The following is a 23,613-nucleotide window of genomic DNA, read 5'->3' on the forward strand; positions in this document are numbered from 1 at the left end:
CCCTGTCTTGCTCCTGTGGATCAGGTCCGGTTATGCGACGGTCGCCGCTTTCTCGAAGGCGGCAACGAAGGGATGGTCCTGCACCGTCGAGTACTCCTTGCTCCACCCGCCCGGTGAGCCCATTCCGGTGACGTCGGCTCCGAAGAACTCCTTGTTCACAGCGATGAAATGGCGCTGATTGTCGGCGATCTCGTGATCCCAGACGATGGCATCGACGGGACAGATCGAAAGACAGAGCCCGCAATTTATGCATTCATCGGGGTGGATGTAGAAGGTACGGCCACCCTCGTAGATGCAGTCAACAGGGCATGCGGCGGTGCAGTCGCCATCCTTCACGTCGATGCAGGGTTCGGTAATGACATAGGCCATCTTGCTGGTCTCTGAAGAGTTGCTTGCACGGCCAATTATTCAGAGTTTCCCTTGACGAAGAAGCACAGATATTCGCAGCGTCGATTGCCAAAAAGGCAACGTCCTGCCGCCGCTTCGGCCTTGTTTGGCATCTCTCCGGCTCGTTCGCGCGATCAAGGGCTCAAGACCTACACTTGCCGATGCTGAACCGGCCTAGGGGTGTCGAAGGATGCCTCTCAGGATCGTCTCGGTGATCGTGCTTGCCGCCCTTTCGTAGTCGTCGGCTTTCAGGCGCGGCTTTTTGAGCGCATCGACGGCGACGGGTTCGAAGTCCGAGTAAAACTGGGTCGACGCCCAGAGCATGATGAAGAGATGACGCGGATCGACCGGCAGCATCTTGCCGGCGGCGATCCAGCCCTCGATGACCGCGACATGGGTGTCCGTTACCTGGCGGATGTGCTCGCGATCCTTCCTCGAGAGGAAGCGGGCGCCCTGAATGATTTCGCTGGCGAAGAGCCGGGACTCTGCCATGTTCTTGCGCGTGTATTCCAGCTTCGCCTTGATGTAGAGCTTGAACGCTTCCGCCGGTTCGCGCTCCGGCGAAATGTATTTCAGTGCATCATCCCAACTGGCGAGCAGATGCGCGATGATGGCGGTGTAGATCTCCTCCTTGGAAGAGAAGTAGTAGTAGACGTTTGCCTTGGGCAGGCCCGAGGCCTCGGCAATCTCGGCGATGCGCGTGCCGTCGAAGCCCTTGCGGGCGAAGATTTCGATCCCGGCCTTGATGATGAGCCGCATGTTGCGTTCGCGGATGCGCTCTTCGGGATCTCGTACTGCCCTTGCCATATGGTTCGCCCCCATCTCGCCGTCGCTTCCTACCAGGCAATCATGCGTGGTGGCGAGATTGCCTTTGCAATTGCCGCGTTTTCCAGCGAAATGCAAGCGTATCGCCCTTCGCCAGAAAGCTGACGATGTAGTCAAGAAAAGTTGACCGCTTCGCCATTTTCTGCTTTTTGAAAGTTGACACTTTGGTCAGCTTTTGTCTAGTCTCCCTGCAATGAACGGAAGGGGAGCCGTAATGCCGATGCGTCTGAGAGAGGAAATGGCGGAGACGTTTGCAGGCTGGGAGGGCGATCTGCCAGATGCCTGGCGTGCCGCGCTCGGCCCCGTCGGCGACGATTTTGGCCGTATCGATGCGGACCTCGAGCTGGAGCCGTGGGAGCCGATCTTCCCGGTGCGCCGCGGCAAGACGTTTCCCGGTCAGCCAAGGGGCGCGCATGCCCTAGCGGCGTTCGACGGAATTGCGCCCGATGGCGTGCGCTGCATGGTTCTCGGCCAGGATCCTTATCCCGAGCCGGGTTTTGCGACGGGGCGTGCCTTCGAGGCCGGAAATCTCGCTGCATGGGATGAGCTGGACAAGATGTTCTCGAAGAGCATCCGCGCCTATATGCAGCTGATTGCGGCCGCCCGCCTTGGTGACGAGGATCTTGCGCGCGATTTCGGCCGCTGGCCGGATGTGCGGCATCTGCTTTGCGATCCCACCGGTTCGTTCGAGGCGCCGAGCCTGATCGCCGACCGTTGGGTCGGGGAGGGTGTTCTCCTGCTCAACGCATCGCTGACGCTTTCTCGCTTCCGCGTGGATATCGATCCGCACCAGTCGCGCGGGCATCTGTCCTTCTGGCGGCCGCTGATGCTGCGCGTGGTCGAAACGCTTGTGGCGCGCGGCAAGCCGGTCGTCTTCCTCGGCTTCGGCGCGGCCGCGGCGGACATCTTTTCGGAAGCCGGTGTTGCCGAGGGACGCACGGGCCATGTCGCCTATGTTCAGCGCGAGCATCCCGCCTTTGCCGACAAGGTACTGGGCCGAGAAAATCCTTTCCTTCTCTGCAATTCTCATCTGGAGGCGATGGGCGACCGGCCCATCGCGTGGTGAACCATGGCGCGTAACCCGGAATATGATTTCATCATCGTTGGTGCGGGCTCGGCCGGTTGTGTTCTCGCGAACCGTCTGTCGGAGAACCCGGCAAACCGCGTGCTGCTGATCGAGGCTGGCGGCAAGGATCGCAATCCGCTCTTCCGGCTGCCGATGCTGATGGGCAAGCTGTTCCACTCGGGCATCTACAACTGGCATTATCACACCGAGCCCGAGCCTTATCTCAATGGCCGTTCGCTCTATTGGCCGCGCGGCAAGGTGCTGGGTGGGACTTCCACCATCAACGGCATGATCTACGTGCGCGGCAATCGCCACGACTACGATCGCTGGTCGCAGCTCGGACTGCCCGGCTGGTCTTATGATGAAGTGCTGCCAGCCTTCCGACGCTCCGAAACGCATATCCAGCGCAAGGACGCGTTCCACAGTGGCGACGGGGAACTCACCGTCTGCCGGGCCCGTGGCAACAATCCGTTGATGGACGTGTTCTGCGAGGCGGGCATCCAGGCCGGCTATCCGGCCAACGATGATTTCAACGGATCGACACAAGAAGGCTTTGGCCGCTACGACTTCACCATCCGCAAGGGAAAGCGCTGGTCCACGTCATGGGCGTTCCTGCGTCCGGCACTCGGCCGCAAGAATCTCACGGTGCTGACGGGGGCGGAGCTCACGCGTCTGATTATCGACGGCGACCGGGCGTGCGGCGTCGAGTATCTGAAGGACGGCGTGCTGGGACGCGCCCGTGCGGGGCGGGAGGTGATCCTCTCCTCAGGGGTGGTCAATTCGCCCAAGGCGTTGCTTCTGTCCGGAATCGGGCCGGCAGACGAGCTCCGGGCGCTTGGCATCGCGCCGGTGCTGGACCTGCCGGGCGTCGGCAAGAACCTCCAGGACCATGTCGACTGCGTCATGAGCTGGGAATGCCGGGAGCCGATCACGCTGTTCAGCGACCTGCGGGCAGACAAGCTCATCCCCGCCGTTGCCCAGGGCATGCTGTTCGGTGAGGGTGTCACCACGACGTTCCCCTATGAGGCCGGTGCCTTTATCCGCTCGAACGATGGCCTGGTTGCGCCCGACATCCAGCTGCACTTCATGCCAGCCCTGGAAAAGACGGCCAACCTGCATTTTCCCAATCCGTTCCGGAAGAAGCAGGCTGTGGAGGCGAACCACGGGTTTACGATCCGCGTCGGCCCCGTCAATCCGGTGAGCCGCGGCGAGATCACGCTGCGCTCGGCGAACGCCACGGACAAGCCGAAGATCCAGGCGAACTACCTCCGTGACGATTTCGACGTCCGCACGATGATCGATGCCATCCGGCTGACCCGTGACATCGTCGGCCAGAAGGCTTTCGACCGCTATCGCGGCAAGGAGCTGGCACCGGGACCGGAAGCGCTCGATGACGCAGCGCTGACGAACTGGCTTCGGGCGACTGCCATGACGACCTTCCACCCGGTTGGAACCGCAAAGATGGGCAACGACCCCATGGCTGTGGTGGACGCGCGGCTCAAGGTGCGCGGCATCGAGGGGCTGCGTGTCGCGGACGCCTCGATCATGCCGATCATCTCAAGCGGCAACACCAACGCCCCAGCCATCATGATCGGCGAGAAATGCGCCGAATTCGTCCTGAACGCATAGGAAGCAATCTGATGATCCTGGAACACCGCACCTACACCTTCAAGCCCGGCACGGTCGACAAGTGGATGAAGAAGTACGAGGCCGACGGCCTTCCCGTGCAGAAGCGCCATCTCAACAAGTTCGTCGGTCTCTATGTCTCGGAACTGGGAACGCTTCACACCACCGTTCTGATGTGGGCCTACGACAGCCTCGCGGACCGCGAGGCGCGCCGGACGGCCATGTATGCGGACCCGGACTGGCAGAAGTTCATCTCCGAAGTCTGGGCGCTGGACGCGATCCAGAATCAGGAAGTGATGATCATGAACCCGGCCCCCTATTCCCCGCCGCTTTGAGGTAGGAAGCGGAGCGCAGGATTACCTGCGCCCTGGCATGCGCATGCGAAACGACAAGATAAAAAGGGAACAATCATGACAGACAAGACTGGGAATAGCGCACAGCACATAATGCATCGCCGGACCTTCCTGCAGGCGAGCGCGGGTGCCGCGGCGCTGGCCTTTGCGGCCAGCGTCGTCCCTGAATTCGCTCGCGCCTCCGGAGGTCTGGTCGCTCTGGTGCACACGCAGGCCGCCGGCGACAATGGTCCCGTGGACCAGATGATCGCCAAGCTCAAGCAGCTTTCGGAAGAAAAGGGTTTCGAATACCGCGCCATCTACGCACAGGATCCGGCGACCTACGAAACCGTCTACCGCACGCTGGGCGACGCGGGCGCGGCGATCATCGTCTCGACCTTCAACGAAGTGGCCGAGCCCTTCAAGGCGTTGGCGCCGTCCTATCCCAACACCAAGTGGATCCAGCTTTTCGCCGACCCCTTCGAGCCGGCAATCCCGAACGTCGTGACCGTTTCCTATGACTACTATCTTGGTTGCTATCTGTCGGGAGTTTTCGCGGCCAAGATGTCGTCGACCGGCAAGACCGGCTTCATCGGCGGCGTTTCCATTCCGCCTCTCAACGCAGACTTCAACGCCTTCAAGGCCGGCGTGCATTCCATTCGACCGGATGCCTCCGTCATCGCCGCCTTTGCAGGCTCGTTTCAGGACCCTGCAAAGGGTCAGGAAATCGCTACCCAGATGTACAATGACGGCATCGACTACATCCAGACCGATGCGGCGGCCACCGACGGCGGCATCATTGCCGCGGCCAACGAGAAGGAAGGGCGCATGGTGAGTTGCCTCGCGCCCGGACAGTATGAGCTCGGTCCGAAATCACTGATATCGATCGTCAGCCTGGACTTCGGCGCCTCGCTCTACAACGAGGCCACCAAGGCGGTCGGGCCCGAATGGAAGGGCGGTGCGCACGAGCACACGGGCCTTGGCACCGGCGTCATCGACTTCATTCTCTCGCCGGTCTTCACCGAACAGGGGCCGGCGGATCTGAACGCCAAGGCGAAGGAAGCGCTGATCGAGGTCGACAAGGTTCGCGTCGGCATCCTGAATGGGTCGATCAAGGTTCCGTTCAACACCACCCTTTGATCCCTGGCGCTGGCTCGCCGAGCCAGCCCGAGGCTTCGAAGGACGTCGGCACAGACCTTCTCTCTTGGGGGAGGTCACTGGGGTTCGCGGCTCCTTTCCAGCCCTGTTGACAGCCGCGAACCTCCCGCTCTCGATGGGAACCATAGCATGTCCAATTCTCCGAAATCGGCCCTGGAGTGCCGCAACGTCACCGTCAAATTCGGAGACGTGACGGCGTTGTCGGAGGTTTCAGCTTCGTTCGCTCCCGGCCAGATCCATGCGGTCGTCGGTCAGAACGGAGCCGGCAAGACCACCTTTGCCCGCGTGGCGGCCGGCCTCGTCCAGCCGACCTCCGGCGCGGTCAACGTGATGGGACACGACATCCGGACGGGGCAGGTTAGCGAAAGCCGGGCCGCGGGCGTGGAGCTCGTCCACCAGAGTTTTGCCTTGCCACCGTCCTTTACCGTCGCCGAGACCATGGAGTTTGGCGCTACGGGCAAGGGCAGCATCTATAGTCGCAAGGGGCTCGCTGAAAAATGGCGGGCGCATCTTGCGGGGCTCGACGTCCAGGTCGACTTGAACCGGCGTATCCGGGATCTGCCGATCGAGACACAGCAGGGCATAGAGATTGCCCGCGCGCTGGTCACAGATGCGCGCGTCCTCATTCTCGACGAGCCAACCGCAGTCCTGTCTCCCGCGGGCATCGACATGCTGTTCGCGCGTGTTCGCCGCCTTAAGGAACGTGGGGTGACTGTTATCCTCATCCTGCACAAGATCCGCGAGGTGCTGGGTATTGCGGACACGGTCACGGTGCTGCGGGGCGGCCAGAAGGTCGAAGGACCGCTTCCGGTGGCGGGGGTTTCGGGGGACCGCCTGGCCAAGCTGATCGTCGGTGACGCCGTGGCAAGGACTCTCGATTGGCACGATCGCGATGCGTTAGTCGGAACGAATTCGCCAGTCGGTGCCGACGTCGATCAGCCGGTGAACACGACCGGCCCTGCCATCCTTTCGGTGAAGGCCGTTTCTACACGGCCGGACAGCGGAGGCATTGCCCTTGATGGCGTCGATCTGGAGATCCGTCCGGGCGAAATCGTGGGTATCGCCGGGGTGGAAGGCAATGGACAGAAGACGCTGGTGCGGGCTATCTCCGCTCTCGCCGATCTGACAAGTGGATCGATCCAGCTTGCCGGCCATGACGTGACTGGCGAACCGCTCGCCGCCCGTCGCGCGATCGGCCTCAGGATCATTCCCTTCGAGCGCAATGTGGAGGGGCTCAGCCTCACGAGTTCGCTCTGGCAGAACTGGAGCGCGAGGGAGCTGCTGCAGGGCAGGCTGCTCAAGCTGATCCGTCCCTCGGCAGTGCGCGATGCCTGCGACCGGTCACTCAAGGAATGGAGCGTTCACTACCACAATTCCGCGCAGAAGGCCGGGTCGCTTTCGGGCGGCAATGCGCAGAAAGTAATCCTCGCTCGGGAGATCGATCCCGATGCGAAGCTGATCATCGCGGCCCAGCCGACGCGCGGCCTCGACATCGGGGCCACTGCCTTCGTTTGGCAGGCGCTCAGGCAGGCGCGCGACCGTGGCGCGGCCATCTTGCTGATCTCGTCGGATCTCGACGAGCTCTTCGACATATCGGATCGCGTCGTGGTGATGCTGTCGGGACGTCTGAATGGCGAGTTCCGCTCGCCCTTCGACATCGGGTTGGTGGGAGCGGCCATGACCGGTGCCGCTGCAGGGGCAAGCGCATGAAAGACAGTCTCATCACCGTCGTCCGCAGTTTGATCTTTGTGATCTTCGCGCTCATCCTCTGCGCGCTCGTGTTCCAGCTTGCCGGTTACAATGCCCCGGTGACGCTCTGGGCGGTGCTCGATGGGGCATTCCTGCGAAGCGGCGCGATCGAGCAAAGTCTCAGATGGGCGCTGCCGCTGTTCATAACGGCCGTCGGCGTCGGCATTTCCTTCCGGGCGGGTTTCTTCAACATCGGCGCCCAGGGGCAGTTCTATGTCGGCGCGATCTGCGCCGCCTTCGCTGCCGAAGCGGTAAAGGGCGGACCAGCTTTCCTGGTTATCCCGACCTTGCTTCTTGCCGGCATGCTCGGCGGTGCTCTCTGGGCGCTGTGGCCGGGATTGCTGCGGCTGCGCTCAGGCACCGACGAGGTTATCACCACGCTGATGGGCAACTTCATGGCCGGCTTGCTGCTGGTCTATGTCACCTCAGGGCCGCTGAAGGATCCCTCGGGTTCCGGTCAGCAGGCATCGAGCCGCCCGCTCGATGCGGCCTATCGCATCTCGGATTCTCTCGGTCTCTCCCCGGCGATCATCGCAATCGCGGTGGTCGTTGGCATCCTCATGTGGCTGCTGGTGAACCGAACTTCCTTCGGCATCCTGGCAAGCCTTGCAGGCCGCAATGGCACGATGGTGGAATGGCAGGGGGCGCGCCTCTGGCAGCTCGGCCTTTCCAGTTTCCTCGTTTCGGGTGCGCTTGCGGGCCTTGCCGGCACCATCGAGTTCATGGGGCCGAACGGCCGCATCGCCTCGGGCTTCCTGCCGGCGCATGGTTTCACTGCGATCCTGATCGCGCTTGTCGCCAATCTCTCCGTTCTCGGAACGGCGGTTGCGGCCATCTTCTTCGGCGGCCTTGCCTCGGCGGCACTCTATCTGCCGATCATGGCGGGGCTGCCGTCGGCGGCGATCGACATCATCAATGCGGCGATCGCGCTGTTCATAACCGCAAGGTCGACATTCATCGACAGGGTGCTGCGTCTCGGAGGGCGCAAGACATGAATGAGATCATCATCTCCATTCTGCGTTCCGGAACGCCGCTGATCTACGTCACGCTCGCCGGCGTCATCGCGCAGCGGGCAGGGGTCTGGAACCTCGGCCTCGAGGGCCTGATGATCATCGGCGCCTGCGCGACAGTTCTCGGCATCATGCTCACAAAGTCCGTTGGTGCGGCCATCCTCATCGCCATTCTCGCCTGCGTGCTGGCCTCGGTGCTTCTCTGGTTCGTCATTGACAGGCTGAAGGCCAATCCCATTATCGCCGGCCTGGGGCTGACCGGTCTCGGTGTCGGCGGTACGGCACTGGCCGTGCAGTCGATTTTCGGCAGCCAGGCAACCGTGACTGCGCCTTTCGGCATTCCTAAATTGGGGCCGACCTTCGGCTCCTATGGTGTGCTGTCGGTCTCGGTTGCCGCGATGCCCTTTGTTGTCTTCGCCATGTGGGTGCTGTTGCGGCGGACACGCTTCGGCCTGCGGCTTGCCGCCTGCGGCGAGCATCCGTTCGCCGCGCGCGGCGTCGGCGCCAACCCCTCGCGCATGCGGCTCGTGGCGCTTTCGATCGGTGGGGTGCTGTGCGCTATCGGCGGCGCGGAACTTGCCGCGGGCAGCCTGCAGTTCTTTGCCCAGGGCATGACGGCCGGTCGCGGCTTCATGGCCTTTGCTGCGGTCATCTTCGGTGCCGCCCATCCGGTCGGGGCTACCTTCGCTGCCTTGTTCTTCGCCATCGTCGGCGCCATCGGCATCCGGGCGCAGTTGACCTTCGGCGACAGGGTCCCGCACGACCTCCTGCAGGCATTGCCCTATCTCGCGACAGTCTTCGGCGTCTGGCTGTCCGGAAAGCTTCGCGGCGGCGCGAAAGCCGCAAGCTCGTTCGCCGAGCTCAGGGATCAATAATCATGATGTGCGGCGGACGCCATCCTCAGGTCATTCAGTGGTTTCCGGGGCATTTGTCATGAGCGAAATTCTCATCCGCAATGGGACGATAGTTGCGACGGACCGCGCTCACGGCGCAACACCATTTGCCGCTGACATCCTGATCGAAGGCACCGAGATCAGATCGATCGGCTCGGGTCTTGTCGCCGGACCTGACGCGCGAATTATCGAGGCACGCGGCAAGCTGGTCATGCCGGGGCTGGTCAATGCCCACACGCATTCCAGCGAGACATTTCTGCGGGGACGTTACGAGCGCATGCCGCTCGAACTCTGGCTGCTCTATGCCTATCCGTTGTTGATGAACGACCCTATCGGCGAGCGTCTGCTCTATCTGCGCAGCCTGTTGCTGGCGATGGAATCGCTGCGGAGCGGCGTCACAACGCTTTGCGACGACTTCTTCGACCCGCCGAGGCACGATCTTGACCGGCTTACCACCGTCTTTCGCGCCTACGACGATGTCGGAATCCGCGCCAATGTTTCCAGCGCGGCGATGAATGTGCATCCGCTTGATGCCCTGCCTTTTGTGCGCGAGATAATGCCCTCGGCGATGCAGGATCTTCTCAATTTTGGTCCGCCGATGTCGGCAGGAGCATATGCGGACTATTGCCGCGCTGCCTTTTCCAGCCTGCACGGCATGTCGGGCCGCCTGCAGTTCATGATCGCCCCTTCCGCGCCGCAGCGCTGCACGCCCGATCTCATGGCGGCCTGTATGGAGCTGGCAGTTGAAAGGCGTGTGCCGTTCCACACGCATGTCCTCGAAACCAAGACACAGGCGGTGACTGGGCTCGTTCATCACGGCAAGTCCTTGATCGCCTATATGCATGATCTCGGCCTTCTGAAACGCAATACGACCATCGCGCATTCGGTGTGGGTCAGCGACAAGGACATCGAGCTGATGGGGGAGGCGGGCGTCTCCGTTGCCCACAACGCCGTCTCCAACCTGAAGCTTGGGGCCGGGATCGCGCCGATCCGCCGCCTGCTCGATGCCGGTGTGACGATCGGCCTTGGCACGGATGGCGTTTCGTCGAACGACACGTCTCGTATCTTCGATGTCATGCGCGTCGCCGGTCTTGTTCATAGCGCCGCCGGTCCTGACTATGAGAAATGGCTGAGGGCGGACGAGATCCTCGCCATGGCGACGATCGGCGGCGCCAAGACGGCGATGCTGGAACACGTGACCGGTTCGCTGGAAGTCGGTAAGTCGGCTGATCTTCTTGTCCTGGATATGCGCAACTATCCTTTCGTGCCGCTCAACGAGGTCGCCAAACACCTTGCCTATTCGGAAAACGGATCGTCGGTGGAAACAGTGATGGTTGCCGGACGAATCGTCATGCAGGACGGGCGTCTGACCACAGTGGACGAACAGGCCGTGTTCGATGAGATTTCCGAACTCGTACCGGCATATCTTGCCGAACACGCCGAACTTGAGCGCCGCAACGCGATCTTCGAACCCGTCCTGGCAGAGGTCCATCGAATGGCGACCGCGATGGACATTTCTCTCAACCGATACCAAGGCGATGCCGTGTGACGCGCCCTCGACGGCAGACGTTTTTTCAGAGTGACGTAGCCAGCTTTGTTGCAACCCTCCGTAGCAAAAAATTTGGGCAATCCGCATCGTTCGTGTGGCGCGAACCATGACAACCATCTACTGATGACACTGCACGCGTAACTTGCGATTTTCTGGCTTACAAGCTGAGCGAAAGTTCTTCACTGGAGCAAAGCTTTTCGGCACCCAGGCATGGATTGCGGGCGCTTGCGCGATTTGGACGGCCTTCGGGGGGAAGGCAGACGGGGAACCGATGACATCGACGATAGTTGTTTTTGTGCTTGCTCTTGCAGGCATGGCGTTCACATGGCTGAAAATGCTCGAGCGTTTTCAGTCGGCTGTCTCCGCCGCTTGGGTGCTCCGGGCCGCCACCAACGCAGTCCTTCGGCTGGGGAACGTCTGGTTCGCCTTCGTTGCTGCCTTCTTGATCAGCCTGGCGTTTTTCCAGAGTGCGCACGCTCAATCGGCTGGTTGCAGTGCGATCAACGCAACGTGGGGGAGCGGCGTTTCCCTCTCGAATACAAGCGAGTTGTGGCAGGCTAACCTTAGCGTCCTCGCCGGCGAAAAAGTCACATACAGGGTTACTTCATCTGGCACTGTGAATTCGAACAGCGCAGGCTTCGCGATTTACAAGAACGCTGGCGTTAATATGTCTGACGGCACTTCATTTGAAGCATATGCTGCACCCGGCGCGGAGTTGAATCTAAACGCTACATTGACAATACCCGCTGACGATACTCAATTTGTGGTTTACGCTTGGAGCGAGCCCGCTGGCGGAACCGTACAGGCGACGGTTACGTGCGCTGGAAAGACCGACCAGACCATCACCTTCAACAATCCGGGCCCGCAGAATTTCGGCACGACGCCGACGCTGACGGCAAGCGCCAGTTCCGGGCTCAGCCCCGTCTTCACCTCCGCGACCACCGGCGTTTGCACCGTTGATGGCGCAGGTGTGTTGAGCTTCGTGACGACCGGGACCTGCACGATCAATGCCAACCAGGCCGGCGATGCGTCCTACAACGCCGCCCCGCAGGTACAGCAGAGTTTTGCCGTCAACCCCGCCGTTCCGATTGCCGGTGCGGTTTCGGCGACAGTCAGCCCCAACTCGTCGGCAAACCCCATCACGTTGAACCTTTCCGGTGGAACAGCGACATCGGTGACGGTCAGCGCGCCAGCTGCGCATGGCACGGCGACGGCTGTGGGAGCCACCATCACCTATACGCCGACGCCAGGCTATGCCGGGCCCGACAGCTTCACCTATACGGCGACAAATGCGGGCGGCACATCGTCGCCGGCGACGGTTACCATCACCGTATCGGCCCCGACCATCGTTTTGCCGAACGTCTCGCTGGCGACAGGGACCGTTGGGACGGCCTATAGCGAGACGCTGACGGCTTCCGGCGGCACCAGCCCCTATACCTTCTCTGTATCCGGCACATTACCGGCTGGTCTCATTCTCTCGTCCGGCGGTGTACTTTCCGGAACGCCGACCGTTGCGGGGAGCTACAGCTTCCAGATTGTCGCTACCGACAGCTCGACTGGCCCTAGCGCGCCGTTCTCGGGCTCGCGGGGGTACACACTGAACGTCAACGAGATCGTCCCGGTTGCAGGCGCGGTATCGGCGACGGTCAATGCGAACTCGTCGGCGAACCCGATCACGCTGAGCCTTTCCGGCGGCACGGCGACGTCGGTTGCGATCGGCACGGCCGCTTCGCACGGCACGGCGTCGGCCTCCGGCACGACCGTTACCTATACGCCAATACCAGGCTACTCCGGCTCTGACAGCTTCACCTACACCGCCACGAATTCAGCCGGCACCTCTTCGCCCGCGACGGTTACCATCACGGTGAACCGACCCACACTGGCCCTGTCGCCAGCGGCAGGAGCGCTGCCCGGCGGCACGACCGACGTTGCCTATAGCCAGTCAATGACCGCATCGCTCGGCACCGCGCCCTATACCTATGGGCTCACCATCTCCTCCGGCACGCTCCCAACGGGATTGTCTTTCAATACCGCAACGGGCACTCTTTCCGGCACCCCGACGACGACAGGCACCGTCAACTTCACCGTATCTGCCGTAGACACCTACGGTGCGAGCGGCTCGGCCGCTTATTCGCTGACGACCATACTCGCGCTGCAGGCGCCCGTCGCCGGCAATGCGTCCGCGACGGTCGATGCGAACTCGGCGAACAACGCAATCACGCTCGCCCTCACAGGCGGCGCGGCAGATAGCGTTGCGGTTACGTCGGCGCCGGCCCACGGCACCGCATCGGCTTCTGGCACGACAATCACCTACACGCCGCACCTTCACGATATCGCTAGACAAACCGGCCGGTGTCGGCGGCGTGACCTTCGACATTGCGACGGCAAACGGCACCGCCAACGCCCCTGGCGACTACACAACCAATTCCACAAGCGGTCAGGTCAGCCAGGGCGCGACCGACGCCACATTCACAGTGCTTGCGCTCGGTGATACGGACTTTGAGCCGAACGAGACATTCTTCGTCAATGTCACAAACGTCGCCGGCGCGACGGTCGTCGACAGCCAGGGTATGGGCACTATCCTCAATGACGACGCAGCGCCTGCTCCGTCGATCGCCAACATCACCCCGAATGCCGGGGGCACGGCCGGCGGCACGGTGGTCACCATTACCGGTACGGGTTTCACCGATACGACTGCGGTTATCTTCGACGGTGTTGCCGGGAGCAACCTCACCGTCGTCGACGACGGTGAGGTCACGGTGACGACGCCCGCGCATGCCGCTGGGCCTGTCACGGTCGCCCTTACTACGCCGAACGGAACCGATACGTTCAATGGTGGCTTTACCTACCTGACATCGGTTCCGACGATCACGGTCTCGGCCTCCGGCAGCAATCCGGTGCTCGGCGCATCGGTGACTTTCACGGCGACGTTAGCCGGCGGCGCGTCGCCGACGGGAACCGTCACCTTCAAAAGCGGATCCACGACGCTTGGAACCGGCACGGTGTCCGGCACCACGGCCGCCTTCAGCACCGCGGCGCTCGCCGTCGGCGTGCATTCCATCACCGCTGAATATTCGGGTGACGGCAACAATGCCGCTGCGGTCTCGTCCGCCGTGACCGTTACGGTCGGGCCGGTTGCTCCAAGGGTCACTGTCTCGGTCTCCGACAGCAATCCGGTGCTTGGCGCATCGGTGACCTTTACGGCGACCTTGGCCGGCGGCGCGTCACCGACGGGAAGCGTCACCTTCAAGAACGGATCCACGACGCTTGGAACCGGCTCCGTCTCCGGCACCACGGCCACGTTCAGCACCGCGGCGCTGGCCGTCGGTGCACATTCCATCACCGCGGAATATTCAGGTGACAGCAACAATGCCGCTGCGACCTCGGGCGCTGTCACGGTCACGGTGGCTGCCTCGGCCATGACGTTCAGTCCCGCCGGCGGGGCACTGCCTGAGGCCATGGCTGGTGAGGCTTACAGCCAGCAGATCCACGCAACGGGGGGAGCGGGAGCGCTAAGCTACAGTCTCAAATCCGGCACGTTGCCGGCCGGAATGATCCTCAACATCTCCACCGGCGAGTTGACGGGTCCCCTCGATACGGCGGCCGAGGCGAAGGACTATAGCTTCACCATCGAAGCGCGTGACGGTCACGGCACCACCGGAACGGCAAGCTACACTCTGACGGTCAAAACACGCGCCGTCACCGTCACTGACAAGACAGTCGACGTTCCGTCGGGCAGCATGCCCGTCAATGTCAACCTCGAGGCCGGCGCCACTGGCGGTCCGTTCACTGATGCGAGCCCCACATTCGTGGAACCGGCCAATGCCGGCACGGCGAGCATCGTGCGGGGTGAATTTGCCGCAGCGGGTCCGACGCCTCTCGGCTGGTATCTGAAGTTTATCCCGAACCCGGCCTACTCGGGTACTGTGCGGGTTGGCTTCAGGCTGATGAACGCGCAAGGCGCCTCCAACACCGGTACGGTGACCTACAAGATCGGCTACAATCCTGCCGAGGTCGCCGATAATATTGATGACCTCGTGCACGGTTTCGTCCAGACCCGGCAGGGCCTGATCGCCTCTTCGATCAGGGTTCCGGGCCTTCTAGAACGTCGGCAGCTGGGCAACGCCACGGATCCAGTCACTGCCCGTATGACGCCTTCGGAAGATGGCATAACGGCCAGCTTCGCGACCAGTCTTGCGCAAATGGAATCGGCTGGCGGCTATGCCCCGCCGTTCAACGTCTGGATCGACGGCACGCTGATGGCGCACAAGCGAGACGAGAACGACGACAAGTGGGGCAGCTTCGCCATGCTCAATCTCGGCGCCGATTATCTGATTTCTGAAAAGGCGCTGGTCGGCCTGTCACTCCATTTCGACCGGATGACCGATCCGACGAAGGAGGACGCCGAATTGACGGCAACGGCTGGCTCGCCGGCCCCTATGCCTCGCTCGAGATCGGCAAGGGCGTGTTCTCGGATACAAGCCTGCTCTATGGCGGCTCGGCGAACGACATCGACACAGCCTTCTGGGACGGTTCGTTCGACACGAAACGCTGGTTGATCGACACGGCGATCATGGGCGAATGGCAAATCGACGAGGTCACGGTGCTGACACCGGAGCTCCGGGCTGTCTACTTCAACGAGACGGTCAAGGACTATAGCGTGCGCAACGGTGCGGGCGACGAAATCACCATCGAGGGCTTCGACGCCGAACAGTTCCGAATAAGTCTCGGGGCGGAGATCGCGCGTTCCTTCACCCTGGAGAACGGCTCCACTGTGACGCCGAAGCTCGGTGCGACAGCCGGTTATGCCGGTCTCGACGGCTCCGGCGCCTACGGCACACTGACCGCCGGCCTGACGCTGGAGACCGTCGATTTCTGGATGCTCGACGCCAGCCTCCTTCTCGACATCGAGGGTGACGGCCAGAAATCTCTTGGCGGACGGGTGAGGGCTGCAAGCAATTCTGAGCAGGCCTGACCCCGACTGAAACAGAAAGCCGCAGTGGAACGCACAGCGGCTCTCGTCCCTCTTGAGCCAAGTTCCAACCTTTATTTCGCATCATCGGAAATGGCGTCCTTTTTCGCGTGGCAGTGGCTGGTGGTGATTTCGGGGCTGTTCGCCGTCTTGGCGGAGCGATGTCGGGTGCAAAGCTCTACGCAGCGATCATCCTTCAAGGCTTATGGTGGCGTTTCGATCGGATGACCGCTTGACAATGGGGCCGGGTTTGAATTAATGGGTAATCGATAACCCATCAAAGGCACCAATCGTGACAATCTCCCTTTCTGACATCGCGGAACGTGCGGGCGTCTCGGTGAAGACGGTTTCCGGCGCGTTGCATGGTGGCTCCGCCCGCATGTCGGACGAGACCCGTCAGAAGGTCAAGGCGATTGCGGAGGAGCTCGGCTATGTAACGAACCTGGCCGCGCGCGGCGTGCGTCAGGGCTGGCTTCCGCTGGTCGGCGTCGTGTCCGATGGGCTGATCACCTCGCCCTTCGCCACCGAAATTGTGCGTGGACTCGATGGGGCTGCACGTAGCGCCGGCATGGCCATCTTCGCTGTCAACCACAGCAGCGGACAGTCGATCGGCTCGGTGCTCGACGAAGTGCAGCAGTTCCGGCCGCGCGCCGTTGCCTACGCCGCCATGTATCACAAGGACGTCGATCTGCCGCCAACGCTGGCTGGTTCCGTCGGGGTCATGATCAACTGCCGCGAGGCCTCCGGCCGTGTCACGTCGCTGGTCCCGGACGAAGAGGGCGGGGCACGTGAGATCGTGCGTTACCTGCTGGCCGCAGGCCGGCGCCGTATCGCCTTCATCAACTTGCCGGGCATTCTGGCCGGCTCCTTGCGCGAGAAGGGCTTTCGTGCGGCGCTGGAGGAGGCAGGCATCGATCCGCTCGGCGTGTTTCCGGCCGTGCGCCGCAGCGTTTACAGCGACCGCGCGCCAAGCCTTGTCGCATCCCATGTGGAGGCACTTCTTTCCGGTCAGCGGCCGGACGCCATCCTGTGCGGCAACGACCGAGTGGCAATGGAGGTCTATGCCGCGCTTGCGCGTGCCGGCCTTCGCATCCCGGACGACATTGCGGTGGCAAGTTTCGACAACCAGGTCGAGCTTGCCTCGCGGCTGGATCCGCCATTGACGACAATGGCCCTGCCGCACCGCGCGATGGGCCGCCTTGCCATGGAGATCCTGCTCGCCGGGCAACCTGAGCCGCCGCATCTGCGGCAGTTGCCCTTCCATCTGGTCGAGCGGGCATCCGTCTAAATTCAGTTTTGTGATCGCATTCAACAGGAGGAGAAAACAATGACTGCGCACTTGGGTAATCGTTTACGCAATGCACTCTGCGCCGCCACGGCGCTCTTGGGGAGCGCCGGTATTGCCGATGCAAAAACCGTCGTTCATGTCATGCACCAGGGCGATCCTGGCTGGGTGAAGGCCTATGGCGATGTCGCCAAGCGCTTCGAGGACGCCAATCCGGATGTCGACATCGAACTGATCTACGCGCCGCACGACGCCTATAATGAGAAGTTCAGCGCCGCCGTCATGGCCAAGCAGTTGCCGGACGTGATGGAACTCGACGCACCGTTCCTCGCCAACTACGTCTGGTCCGGATACCTGCAGCCGATCAAGCCGCTCGTCGATAAGGATGTCCTCGACGACATGACCGGCTCGAACATCGCCCAGGGCACCTATCCGATCGATAAGGACCTCTATGCGATCGGCCTCACCGACTCCTCGGTCGTCCTCTACGGCAACAAGAAGTATCTCGAAGCCATCGGCGCACGCATTCCGAAATCCGTCGACGACGCCTGGACGCGCGAGGAATTCGAAGGCTATCTCGAAAAGCTCTCCAAGCTCGAAGGCGTGAAGTGGCCGATCGACACGTTCCGCGGCTACGGCATCAAGACCGAGTGGATCACCTATGCCTATGGCCCGCTGCTCGAAAGCGCTGGCTGCGATCTGATCGATCGCAAGGCGTGGAAGGCGAGCGGTGCGCTCGACAGCGAAGCCTGCGTCAAGGCGCTCACGATGATGCAGACCTGGGTGAAAAACGGCTGGGTCGTTCCGACGTCGTCCGGCACCAACCAGTTCTATGCCGAGGGTCAGCCGGCAGCACTCGCCATGGGCGGGCACTGGTTCTATGCGGAAGCCGCCGCCGCGATGAAGGACAATATCGTCGTCATGCCGCTGCCGAAAATCGGCGAGAAGGGCGTCAGCCCGAACGGCACCTGGATCTGGGGCATCTCGGCGACCTCCGAAAACCCTGGGGCCGCGGGCAAGTTCCTGAGCTTCCTTCTGAAGGACAAGGATTATCGCGACTACGCCAAGACCCAGTCGGCCTATCCGGGCCTGAAGAGCTTTGCTGCGGAATCCCCGCTCTACGCTGAAGGCGGACCGCTTGCTGTCGCCTTCGAACAGGCCTCGAAGTCCGCGGTCGCCCGTCCGCCGCACCCTGCCTATCCGACGATTACCTCGGCCTTCATGCAGGCGGTCGACAAGATCTTCAACGGCGGCGACGCACAGGAAGCCCTGACTGCCGCCGCCAGGAAGATCGACCAGGATATCGAGGACAACGCCGGTTATCCGCCGTTCGACGAACAGCAGTAACGCGCATTCGCCGGGCCGACCTCTTTGGCCGGCCCGGCAGCGATTCGGGAGGATGAGCGATGAGGAGGAGACCATGACTTTGCAACAGACGTCTGCGCCGGCCATTCCGCGCGCCGGCAGGCGACGTGACCGGCAGCGATTTTGGCAGGAAGTCGCGATGATCGCGCCCGCCGTGCTGCTGCTCGCCATCTTCCTGATCACGCCGTTCCTTCTGTCCTTTTGGACGGCGATGACCAACCAGCCGCTCGTGCCGCGCCCGACGCCGGTTCGTTTCGTCGGCCTCCTGAACTTTCAGCGCGTCTTTACCGATCCGTTGTTCTGGACGTCGCTCTGGAACGTCACGCGCTTCACGGTCTGGGTGCTCCCGGTCCAGTGCGGTCTGGCCTTCCTGACGGCGCTGCTGCTCCACCAGAAACTGCCGATGCGCAATCTTCTGCGCGGCATGTTCTTCCTGCCGGCGATCACCTCCATGGTTGTCGTCTGCGTGATCTGGGGCACGCTGTTTCAGTATCCGAGCGGTCCGCTCAATCAGATCGTCGGCTTCTTGTCCGCTGGAATGATCCAGCCGATCGATTGGCTCGGCGACCCGAACTGGGCGATGTTCTCGATCGTGTTGCTGTCGGCCTGGCAGGCCTATGGCTTCCAGATGATCATCTACCTTGCCGGCCTGCAGGGCATTCCGGAAGAGCTTTACGACGCCGCCCGCATCGATGGGGCAAGCGCGCTCCGTCGTTTCTGGCACGTGACCATGCCGGGCCTGCGTCCCACCCATGTTTTCGTGCTGGTCATCACGACGATCCAGGCTTTCAAGCTCTACACCCAAGTTGCAATCCTCACCCAGGGCGGGCCGAAGGAAAGCACGGAGACCGTGGTGCACTACATGGTGCGCGCCGGTTTCGAGGAACAGAAGCTCGGATATGCCTCTGCCGTCTCCGTCATTCTCTTCGTCATCGTTCTTCTGATCGCGCTTCTCCAGCGCAAACTCCTGAGGCGCTTCGATGTCTGATCTCGTGCTCAACCAGCCGGCCCCGCTGGCCATATCCCGGGGCAACAGCAAGACGGGCCCTCGTATCGTCCAGACCGTCTGCATTTTCATCATCGCGCTGGTAATGATCTCGCCGCTCTTCATGCTGCTCATTGCCAGCCTCAAGGACGATCGCTTCCGGATCCTTGCCGATATGGGCAGCTTCCGCGCCTTCTGGGTGAGCGACCCGACACTCTCGAACTACAGGGAGATCGCCAATTTCTCCGGCGAGCTTGCCTATGGCCGCTACCTGTTCAACTCGCTGGTGATCCTCGTCGTCACCGTGGTTTCCGGGTTGATCATCAACTCCATGGCAGGCTTCGTGCTGGCCTGGGGCTCGCTGCGCGGCAAGGCGGTCCTGCTTGCGCTCGTCGTCGCGCTGTATGTGATCCCGCAGGAAAGCATCATCATGCCGCTCGTCGTCATGATGTCGCGGGCAGGGCTGACGGACACCTTTGCCGTCCAGATCCTGCCCTGGGTAGCAAGCCCGCTCTACGTCTTCCTCTTCTACCAGTTCTTCGCGCAACTGCCGAAGGAACTCTATGAGGCCGCGGAGATGGACGGGGCCTCGGCCTTTCGCATCTACCGTTCGATCTACATGCCGCTCAGCCTGCCGGCGCTCGCAACGGTGTCGATCCTCATGGGGATCGAGAGCTGGAACCAGTATCTCTGGCCGACACTCGTCACGCAGACCGACCATGCAAGGCCGATCTCGGTCGCAATCGCCACCTTCTTTGGACAGGACAGCATCTACTGGGACCGCGCCATGGCCGCTTCCGTCCTGATGATGATCCCCGTCCTCATTCTCTACCTCGCCTTCCAGCGCTGGTTCGTAAGCTCGTTCGTCGGCTCCGCCGTGAAAGGTTGACTATGACTTCCCAAACAATACCCGCGAGCCCCGCGCTTGAAATCATCGAGGCCGAGTTTGCCGCCGGCACGGTGCTGCATCTCTGGATCAAGGCGCGCGAAACTGGCGGCACGGCGAAGCTCTTCGTGAGTGTCGAGCGCAATGACATCGCCGATCCGTCCACGCGCCGCACCGAGGAGTTCGAGTTCTTCGCAGTGACGCTCGGGACCGGTGGCCATACTGTACTCGCCTATGATGCGGAAACGACCGCGCTCTCAGTGGTCTACGCATTCCATCCGCAGACGGTGCTGGAGGAGGGGATTCGCGTGTTGCACCACGACATGCGTACCGCACCGCCTCAGGTGCCGGCCGGCTACCACTTCCGGCCGCCCTTCGGCTGGATGAACGACCCGAACGGTTTCGGCCGTTTCGCCGGCCGCGGCCATCTCTTCTACCAGCACTATCCGCACGGTCTGCGCTGGAACACCATGCATTGGGGACACGCCGTCTCGACAGATCTGATACACTGGACGCACCTGCCGATGTTCCTCTTTCCGGCGGATCATCTGTCCGAAAAGGACGACGGCCGCGGCGGCGCCTTTTCCGGCTCGGCCATCCCCATTTCCGGGCCTGAGGGGCAGGAGATCCGCGTCTTCTATACCGAACACGTTCGCGATCGGCAGCCGGAAGAGCAGATCCAGCTCTCCGCCCTCAGTCGCGACGGCATCGTCGCCGGTCCATCCGAGGTGGTTCTGCCGGTCCGTCCGGAAGGTTTGAACCTCACCACCGACTTCCGGGATCCCTATGTCTTCAAGGGCCCGGACGGCCGCTGGAAGATGCTGCTCGGCAGCCGCGACAGGTCGGGCGGCGTCGTTCTGCTCTATGAGACGACGGACCCGAAAGGCGCTGCCGGCTGGACCTTTCTCGGCATCATTCATCGCGAGGACCGTTTTGGTATGACCGCAGCGGAATGCCCCTGCATGGTGCCGCTCGGTGGGAAGGCGGACGATCCGGATACCCGTTGGGCGCTGATCTTCGGCCTGCTCACCAGCAGGGACCCGGCCACCGGCCGGCGCAACCTCACCTCCGTGACGGTCGGTCGCTTCGACGGCCGCAAATTCCTGTCCGAGTTCGAACAGGAGCTGGATTTCGGCTCCGACGCCTATGCCTTCCAGGCCTTCGTCGACGGCGACGAGCCGGTCGGCATCGCTTGGCTCGCCAACTGGACGGATTTTTCGAAGAAAGACGACTTCCCGACCGCAATGACGCTGCCGCGTCGCGTGCTTCTCGATGGAGATGCCGTTCTGACGCCACCGAGCGTCGCAGCGGAAAGCCTCCGCCACACGCAGCTCGACGAAGCGGCGCTCGCCGCCGGCGAGACGGTTCCGCTCGAAAGCGGCGCGGTCGAGATCGTGCTCTCGCTGCCCGAGCCCGGCGCCGCGTTTGAACTCGCCTTCGATCACCCGGACGTCAAACTCGGCGTGAAGCTTGATGGCGACGGCCTGGCGATCCTCTTTGATGCCGGCACTGGCAAAGAGCCACCGCGATATCTCGCATCCGGCGCCAAGCCTTCGGAGCTGCGCATTTTTCTCGACGCAGGTTCCATCGAGGTGTTCGCCGACAACGGCCGCTGGACCGGCACCAAGCGCATTCCGGGATTTTCCGCCGCTAGTTCGGCGACGCTAACCGGTGCCGCCGCCAGTGCAAAAATCTGGCAACTCAAGCTTTAAGGGAGGAAGACAATGGCATCGGTAACGATCGATCGCGTTTTGAAGCAATATGGGGCAGCCTCCGTCATCCACGGCGTTTCCGTGAATATCGAGGATGGCGAGTTCGTCACGCTCGTCGGCCCGTCCGGCTGCGGCAAGTCCACGCTTCTGCGCATGCTGGCGGGGCTGGAGGACATCAGCGGCGGCGAGATCCGCATCGACGGCCGCATCGTCAACGAGGTGGCGCCGAAGGAGCGGGACATCGCCATGGTGTTCCAGAGCTACGCACTCTATCCGCACATGACGGTCGCCGAGAACATGGGCTTTGCCCTGAAACTCCAGGGCCGCGACAGGGCGACGATCGACCGGCTTGTCAGGGAAGCCGCCGGCATTCTGGCGCTGGAACCGCTGCTCGACCGCCTGCCGAAGCAGCTCTCCGGCGGCCAGCGCCAGCGCGTCGCGATGGGCCGCGCGATCGTCCGCCACCCCAAGGTGTTTCTGTTCGACGAGCCGCTCTCCAATCTCGATGCCAAGCTGCGCGTGACGATGCGCAGCGAAATCAAGGAATTGCACCAGCGGCTCGGTACCACCATCGTCTACGTCACCCACGACCAGATCGAGGCGATGACCATGGCCGACAAGATCGTCGTCATGCGCGCTGGCCGCATCGAACAGATCGGCAAACCGCTCGACCTCTACGACCGCCCGGACAACACCTTCGTTGCGACCTTCATCGGCTCGCCTGCAATGAACCTTTTTGAAGGCGACGTCGGCGACGGAGGCTTCCATATCGAGGGCGGGCTTTCCCTGCCACTACCATTCCTGCGCAGCAATGAAGCCCGAACCTACGGCATCCGCCCGGAAGACCTCGAGCTTGCCGATACGGGCATTCCAGCAACGGTCCTGACGGTTGAGCCGACAGGCGCTGAAACGCATCTTTCGGCGCGCGTCGGCACGCAGACGGCCGCTATCGTTCTGCATCGACGTGTGGACCTTCGCCCTGAACAGCAGGTCCACCTCGCGCCAAAAGGAGAGAAGATCCACCTCTTCTCTGCGGGAGGCGCCAGGATTAACTGAAACGGCACGCCTGTCGCGAGCCCGTTGGCCCATTCGGGCAGAGGCATGCCATCCGCCAGGCTCCTTTAGAGAGTAAAAAGGAGGGCGAGATCGAAGCGGCGGCGGACGTTGATTCGGAACCTTTGCTCCGCTCCAATGGCCCGTGTGACGTCACCAGAGGACGGACGACGCCTCGACGAACAACCCGTCGAGCACCTGGTTCAGTGTGCCGGTAATGACCTCTAGCTCGACGTAGGTAGCGAGGACTACCGCTGCCAGCATGGACAAGGCCGATCCGATTTCGATCGCTGGCCTTCGTTCGCGAGTAAGGGATATCGTAGCGCTCCCAGGAGTGGCGACGAACAGGTGATCGGCATCATGCCGGTTGTCGTTGGCTGCACGAAGGAGACGACGCGGGCGCAAACGCGTATGTCCGCTCTTATCGCATATCCTGAGGTATCTTTCGCAGGGTGAAGTGGGCATCGGAAACGTCCATAACCGAACCAGAGTTAGGTTACATTGTAGGCGACTCAACTGCATCGACCGTTCCCGAGGTAACTGTGGCGCTGAGGTCTGCGTCGCGCACGCGCGTTTCGCGGGAGGCCGGGTCAAGCGCGGCAAGGCAAGGATCAGCCGCAATCCATGTTTTCCGGCACATCGGACGGTTCCATAATGTACGTTATGCAATAATGGTCTGTGGGGGGGTGGGTTCAAGGATGAAGTGCGACTTGCGATAGATACCAATGGGTTGTCACTCGCAAGGAATGGCTCATGAGAC

At 62.2% G+C, this 23,613-nt stretch carries 18 protein-coding genes and 1 pseudogene; 17 read left to right on the forward strand and 2 right to left on the reverse strand.

All coding sequences use genetic code 11. The annotated features are described in order from the left end of the window. Positions 1-30: 30 nt before the first annotated feature. Positions 31-369 (reverse strand): ferredoxin, encoded by a 339-nt coding sequence (gene fdxA, locus V7S54_RS31960; protein ID WP_065377341.1) that lies wholly within the window; start codon positions 367-369, stop codon positions 31-33. A 192-nt stretch (positions 370-561) separates the two neighbouring features. Then, the gene (locus V7S54_RS31965; protein ID WP_083203881.1) at positions 562-1,194 is read right to left on the reverse strand and encodes a TetR family transcriptional regulator C-terminal domain-containing protein; all 633 of its coding nucleotides are present in this window, start codon (positions 1,192-1,194) and stop codon (positions 562-564) included. 256 nt (positions 1,195-1,450) lie between these two features. Between V7S54_RS31965 and V7S54_RS31970 the strand changes: the two genes are divergently transcribed. From V7S54_RS31970 to V7S54_RS32050, 17 genes and pseudogenes are all read left to right on the forward strand, one after another. Beyond that, positions 1,451-2,278, forward strand: a complete 828-nt coding sequence (locus V7S54_RS31970; RefSeq protein ID WP_336409894.1) for a uracil-DNA glycosylase — start codon at positions 1,451-1,453, stop codon at positions 2,276-2,278. 3 nt (positions 2,279-2,281) lie between these two features. Continuing rightward, a complete protein-coding gene (locus tag V7S54_RS31975; protein WP_336409884.1) occupies positions 2,282-3,907 on the forward strand; it encodes a GMC family oxidoreductase in 1,626 nt (541 codons plus the stop codon). An 11-nt stretch (positions 3,908-3,918) separates the two neighbouring features. Then, on the forward strand, positions 3,919-4,239 hold the full coding sequence (locus V7S54_RS31980) for an NIPSNAP family protein (RefSeq protein ID WP_336409885.1): 321 nt from the start codon (positions 3,919-3,921) through the stop codon (positions 4,237-4,239). Between the two features lie 111 nt (positions 4,240-4,350). After that, positions 4,351-5,376 carry a BMP family ABC transporter substrate-binding protein gene (locus V7S54_RS31985; protein ID WP_336409895.1) on the forward strand — a complete coding sequence of 342 codons (1,026 nt, stop codon included), beginning with the start codon at positions 4,351-4,353 and terminating at the stop codon, positions 5,374-5,376. A 147-nt stretch (positions 5,377-5,523) separates the two neighbouring features. Next, positions 5,524-7,104, forward strand: coding sequence for an ABC transporter ATP-binding protein (locus V7S54_RS31990; RefSeq protein ID WP_336409886.1), 1,581 nt, complete (start codon positions 5,524-5,526; stop codon positions 7,102-7,104). Next, positions 7,101-8,138: an ABC transporter permease gene (locus V7S54_RS31995; RefSeq protein ID WP_065377347.1), complete on the forward strand. Its 1,038-nt coding sequence runs from the start codon at positions 7,101-7,103 to the stop codon at positions 8,136-8,138. Before V7S54_RS31990 ends, V7S54_RS31995 begins: the two co-directional genes overlap by 4 nt. Continuing rightward, positions 8,135-9,028 (forward strand): ABC transporter permease, encoded by an 894-nt coding sequence (locus V7S54_RS32000; protein WP_065377348.1) that lies wholly within the window; start codon positions 8,135-8,137, stop codon positions 9,026-9,028. Before V7S54_RS31995 ends, V7S54_RS32000 begins: the two co-directional genes overlap by 4 nt. A gap of 58 nt (positions 9,029-9,086) precedes the next feature. Next, positions 9,087-10,595 carry an amidohydrolase family protein gene (locus V7S54_RS32005; protein WP_336409887.1) on the forward strand — a complete coding sequence of 503 codons (1,509 nt, stop codon included), beginning with the start codon at positions 9,087-9,089 and terminating at the stop codon, positions 10,593-10,595. Positions 10,596-11,358: 763 nt separating this feature from the next. Beyond that, the gene (locus V7S54_RS32010; protein ID WP_336409888.1) at positions 11,359-13,086 is read left to right on the forward strand and encodes a beta strand repeat-containing protein; all 1,728 of its coding nucleotides are present in this window, start codon (positions 11,359-11,361) and stop codon (positions 13,084-13,086) included. After that, a pseudogene (locus V7S54_RS32015) lies at positions 12,971-14,221 on the forward strand (Ig-like domain repeat protein); the annotation flags it as partial. The gene V7S54_RS32010 and the pseudogene V7S54_RS32015, both read left to right, overlap by 116 nt. 782 nt (positions 14,222-15,003) lie before the next feature. Further along, positions 15,004-15,570: an autotransporter outer membrane beta-barrel domain-containing protein gene (locus tag V7S54_RS32020; RefSeq protein ID WP_336409896.1), complete on the forward strand. Its 567-nt coding sequence runs from the start codon at positions 15,004-15,006 to the stop codon at positions 15,568-15,570. Between the two features lie 289 nt (positions 15,571-15,859). Continuing rightward, positions 15,860-16,855 (forward strand): LacI family DNA-binding transcriptional regulator, encoded by a 996-nt coding sequence (locus V7S54_RS32025; protein ID WP_336409889.1) that lies wholly within the window; start codon positions 15,860-15,862, stop codon positions 16,853-16,855. Between the two features lie 51 nt (positions 16,856-16,906). Continuing rightward, positions 16,907-18,199 (forward strand): ABC transporter substrate-binding protein, encoded by a 1,293-nt coding sequence (locus tag V7S54_RS32030; RefSeq protein ID WP_442892643.1) that lies wholly within the window; start codon positions 16,907-16,909, stop codon positions 18,197-18,199. Positions 18,200-18,272: 73 nt separating this feature from the next. After that, complete coding sequence (locus tag V7S54_RS32035) at positions 18,273-19,205, forward strand: carbohydrate ABC transporter permease (RefSeq protein ID WP_058329177.1); 933 nt, start codon at positions 18,273-18,275, stop codon at positions 19,203-19,205. Further along, positions 19,198-20,091, forward strand: coding sequence for a carbohydrate ABC transporter permease (locus V7S54_RS32040; protein WP_065377353.1), 894 nt, complete (start codon positions 19,198-19,200; stop codon positions 20,089-20,091). The genes V7S54_RS32035 and V7S54_RS32040 overlap by 8 nt, the downstream gene beginning before the upstream one ends. Before the next feature lie 2 nt (positions 20,092-20,093). Beyond that, positions 20,094-21,800, forward strand: a complete 1,707-nt coding sequence (locus V7S54_RS32045) for a GH32 C-terminal domain-containing protein (protein WP_336409891.1) — start codon at positions 20,094-20,096, stop codon at positions 21,798-21,800. 12 nt (positions 21,801-21,812) lie between these two features. Beyond that, entirely contained in the window at positions 21,813-22,856 is a 1,044-nt protein-coding gene (locus tag V7S54_RS32050) for an ABC transporter ATP-binding protein (protein ID WP_336409892.1), read from the forward strand. Positions 22,857-23,613 lie beyond the last annotated feature (757 nt).

This window comes from Ensifer sp. CCNWLY38, from assembly GCF_037120565.1.
In the GTDB taxonomy this organism is placed as follows: Bacteria; Pseudomonadota; Alphaproteobacteria; order Rhizobiales; family Rhizobiaceae; genus Ensifer; species Ensifer adhaerens_H.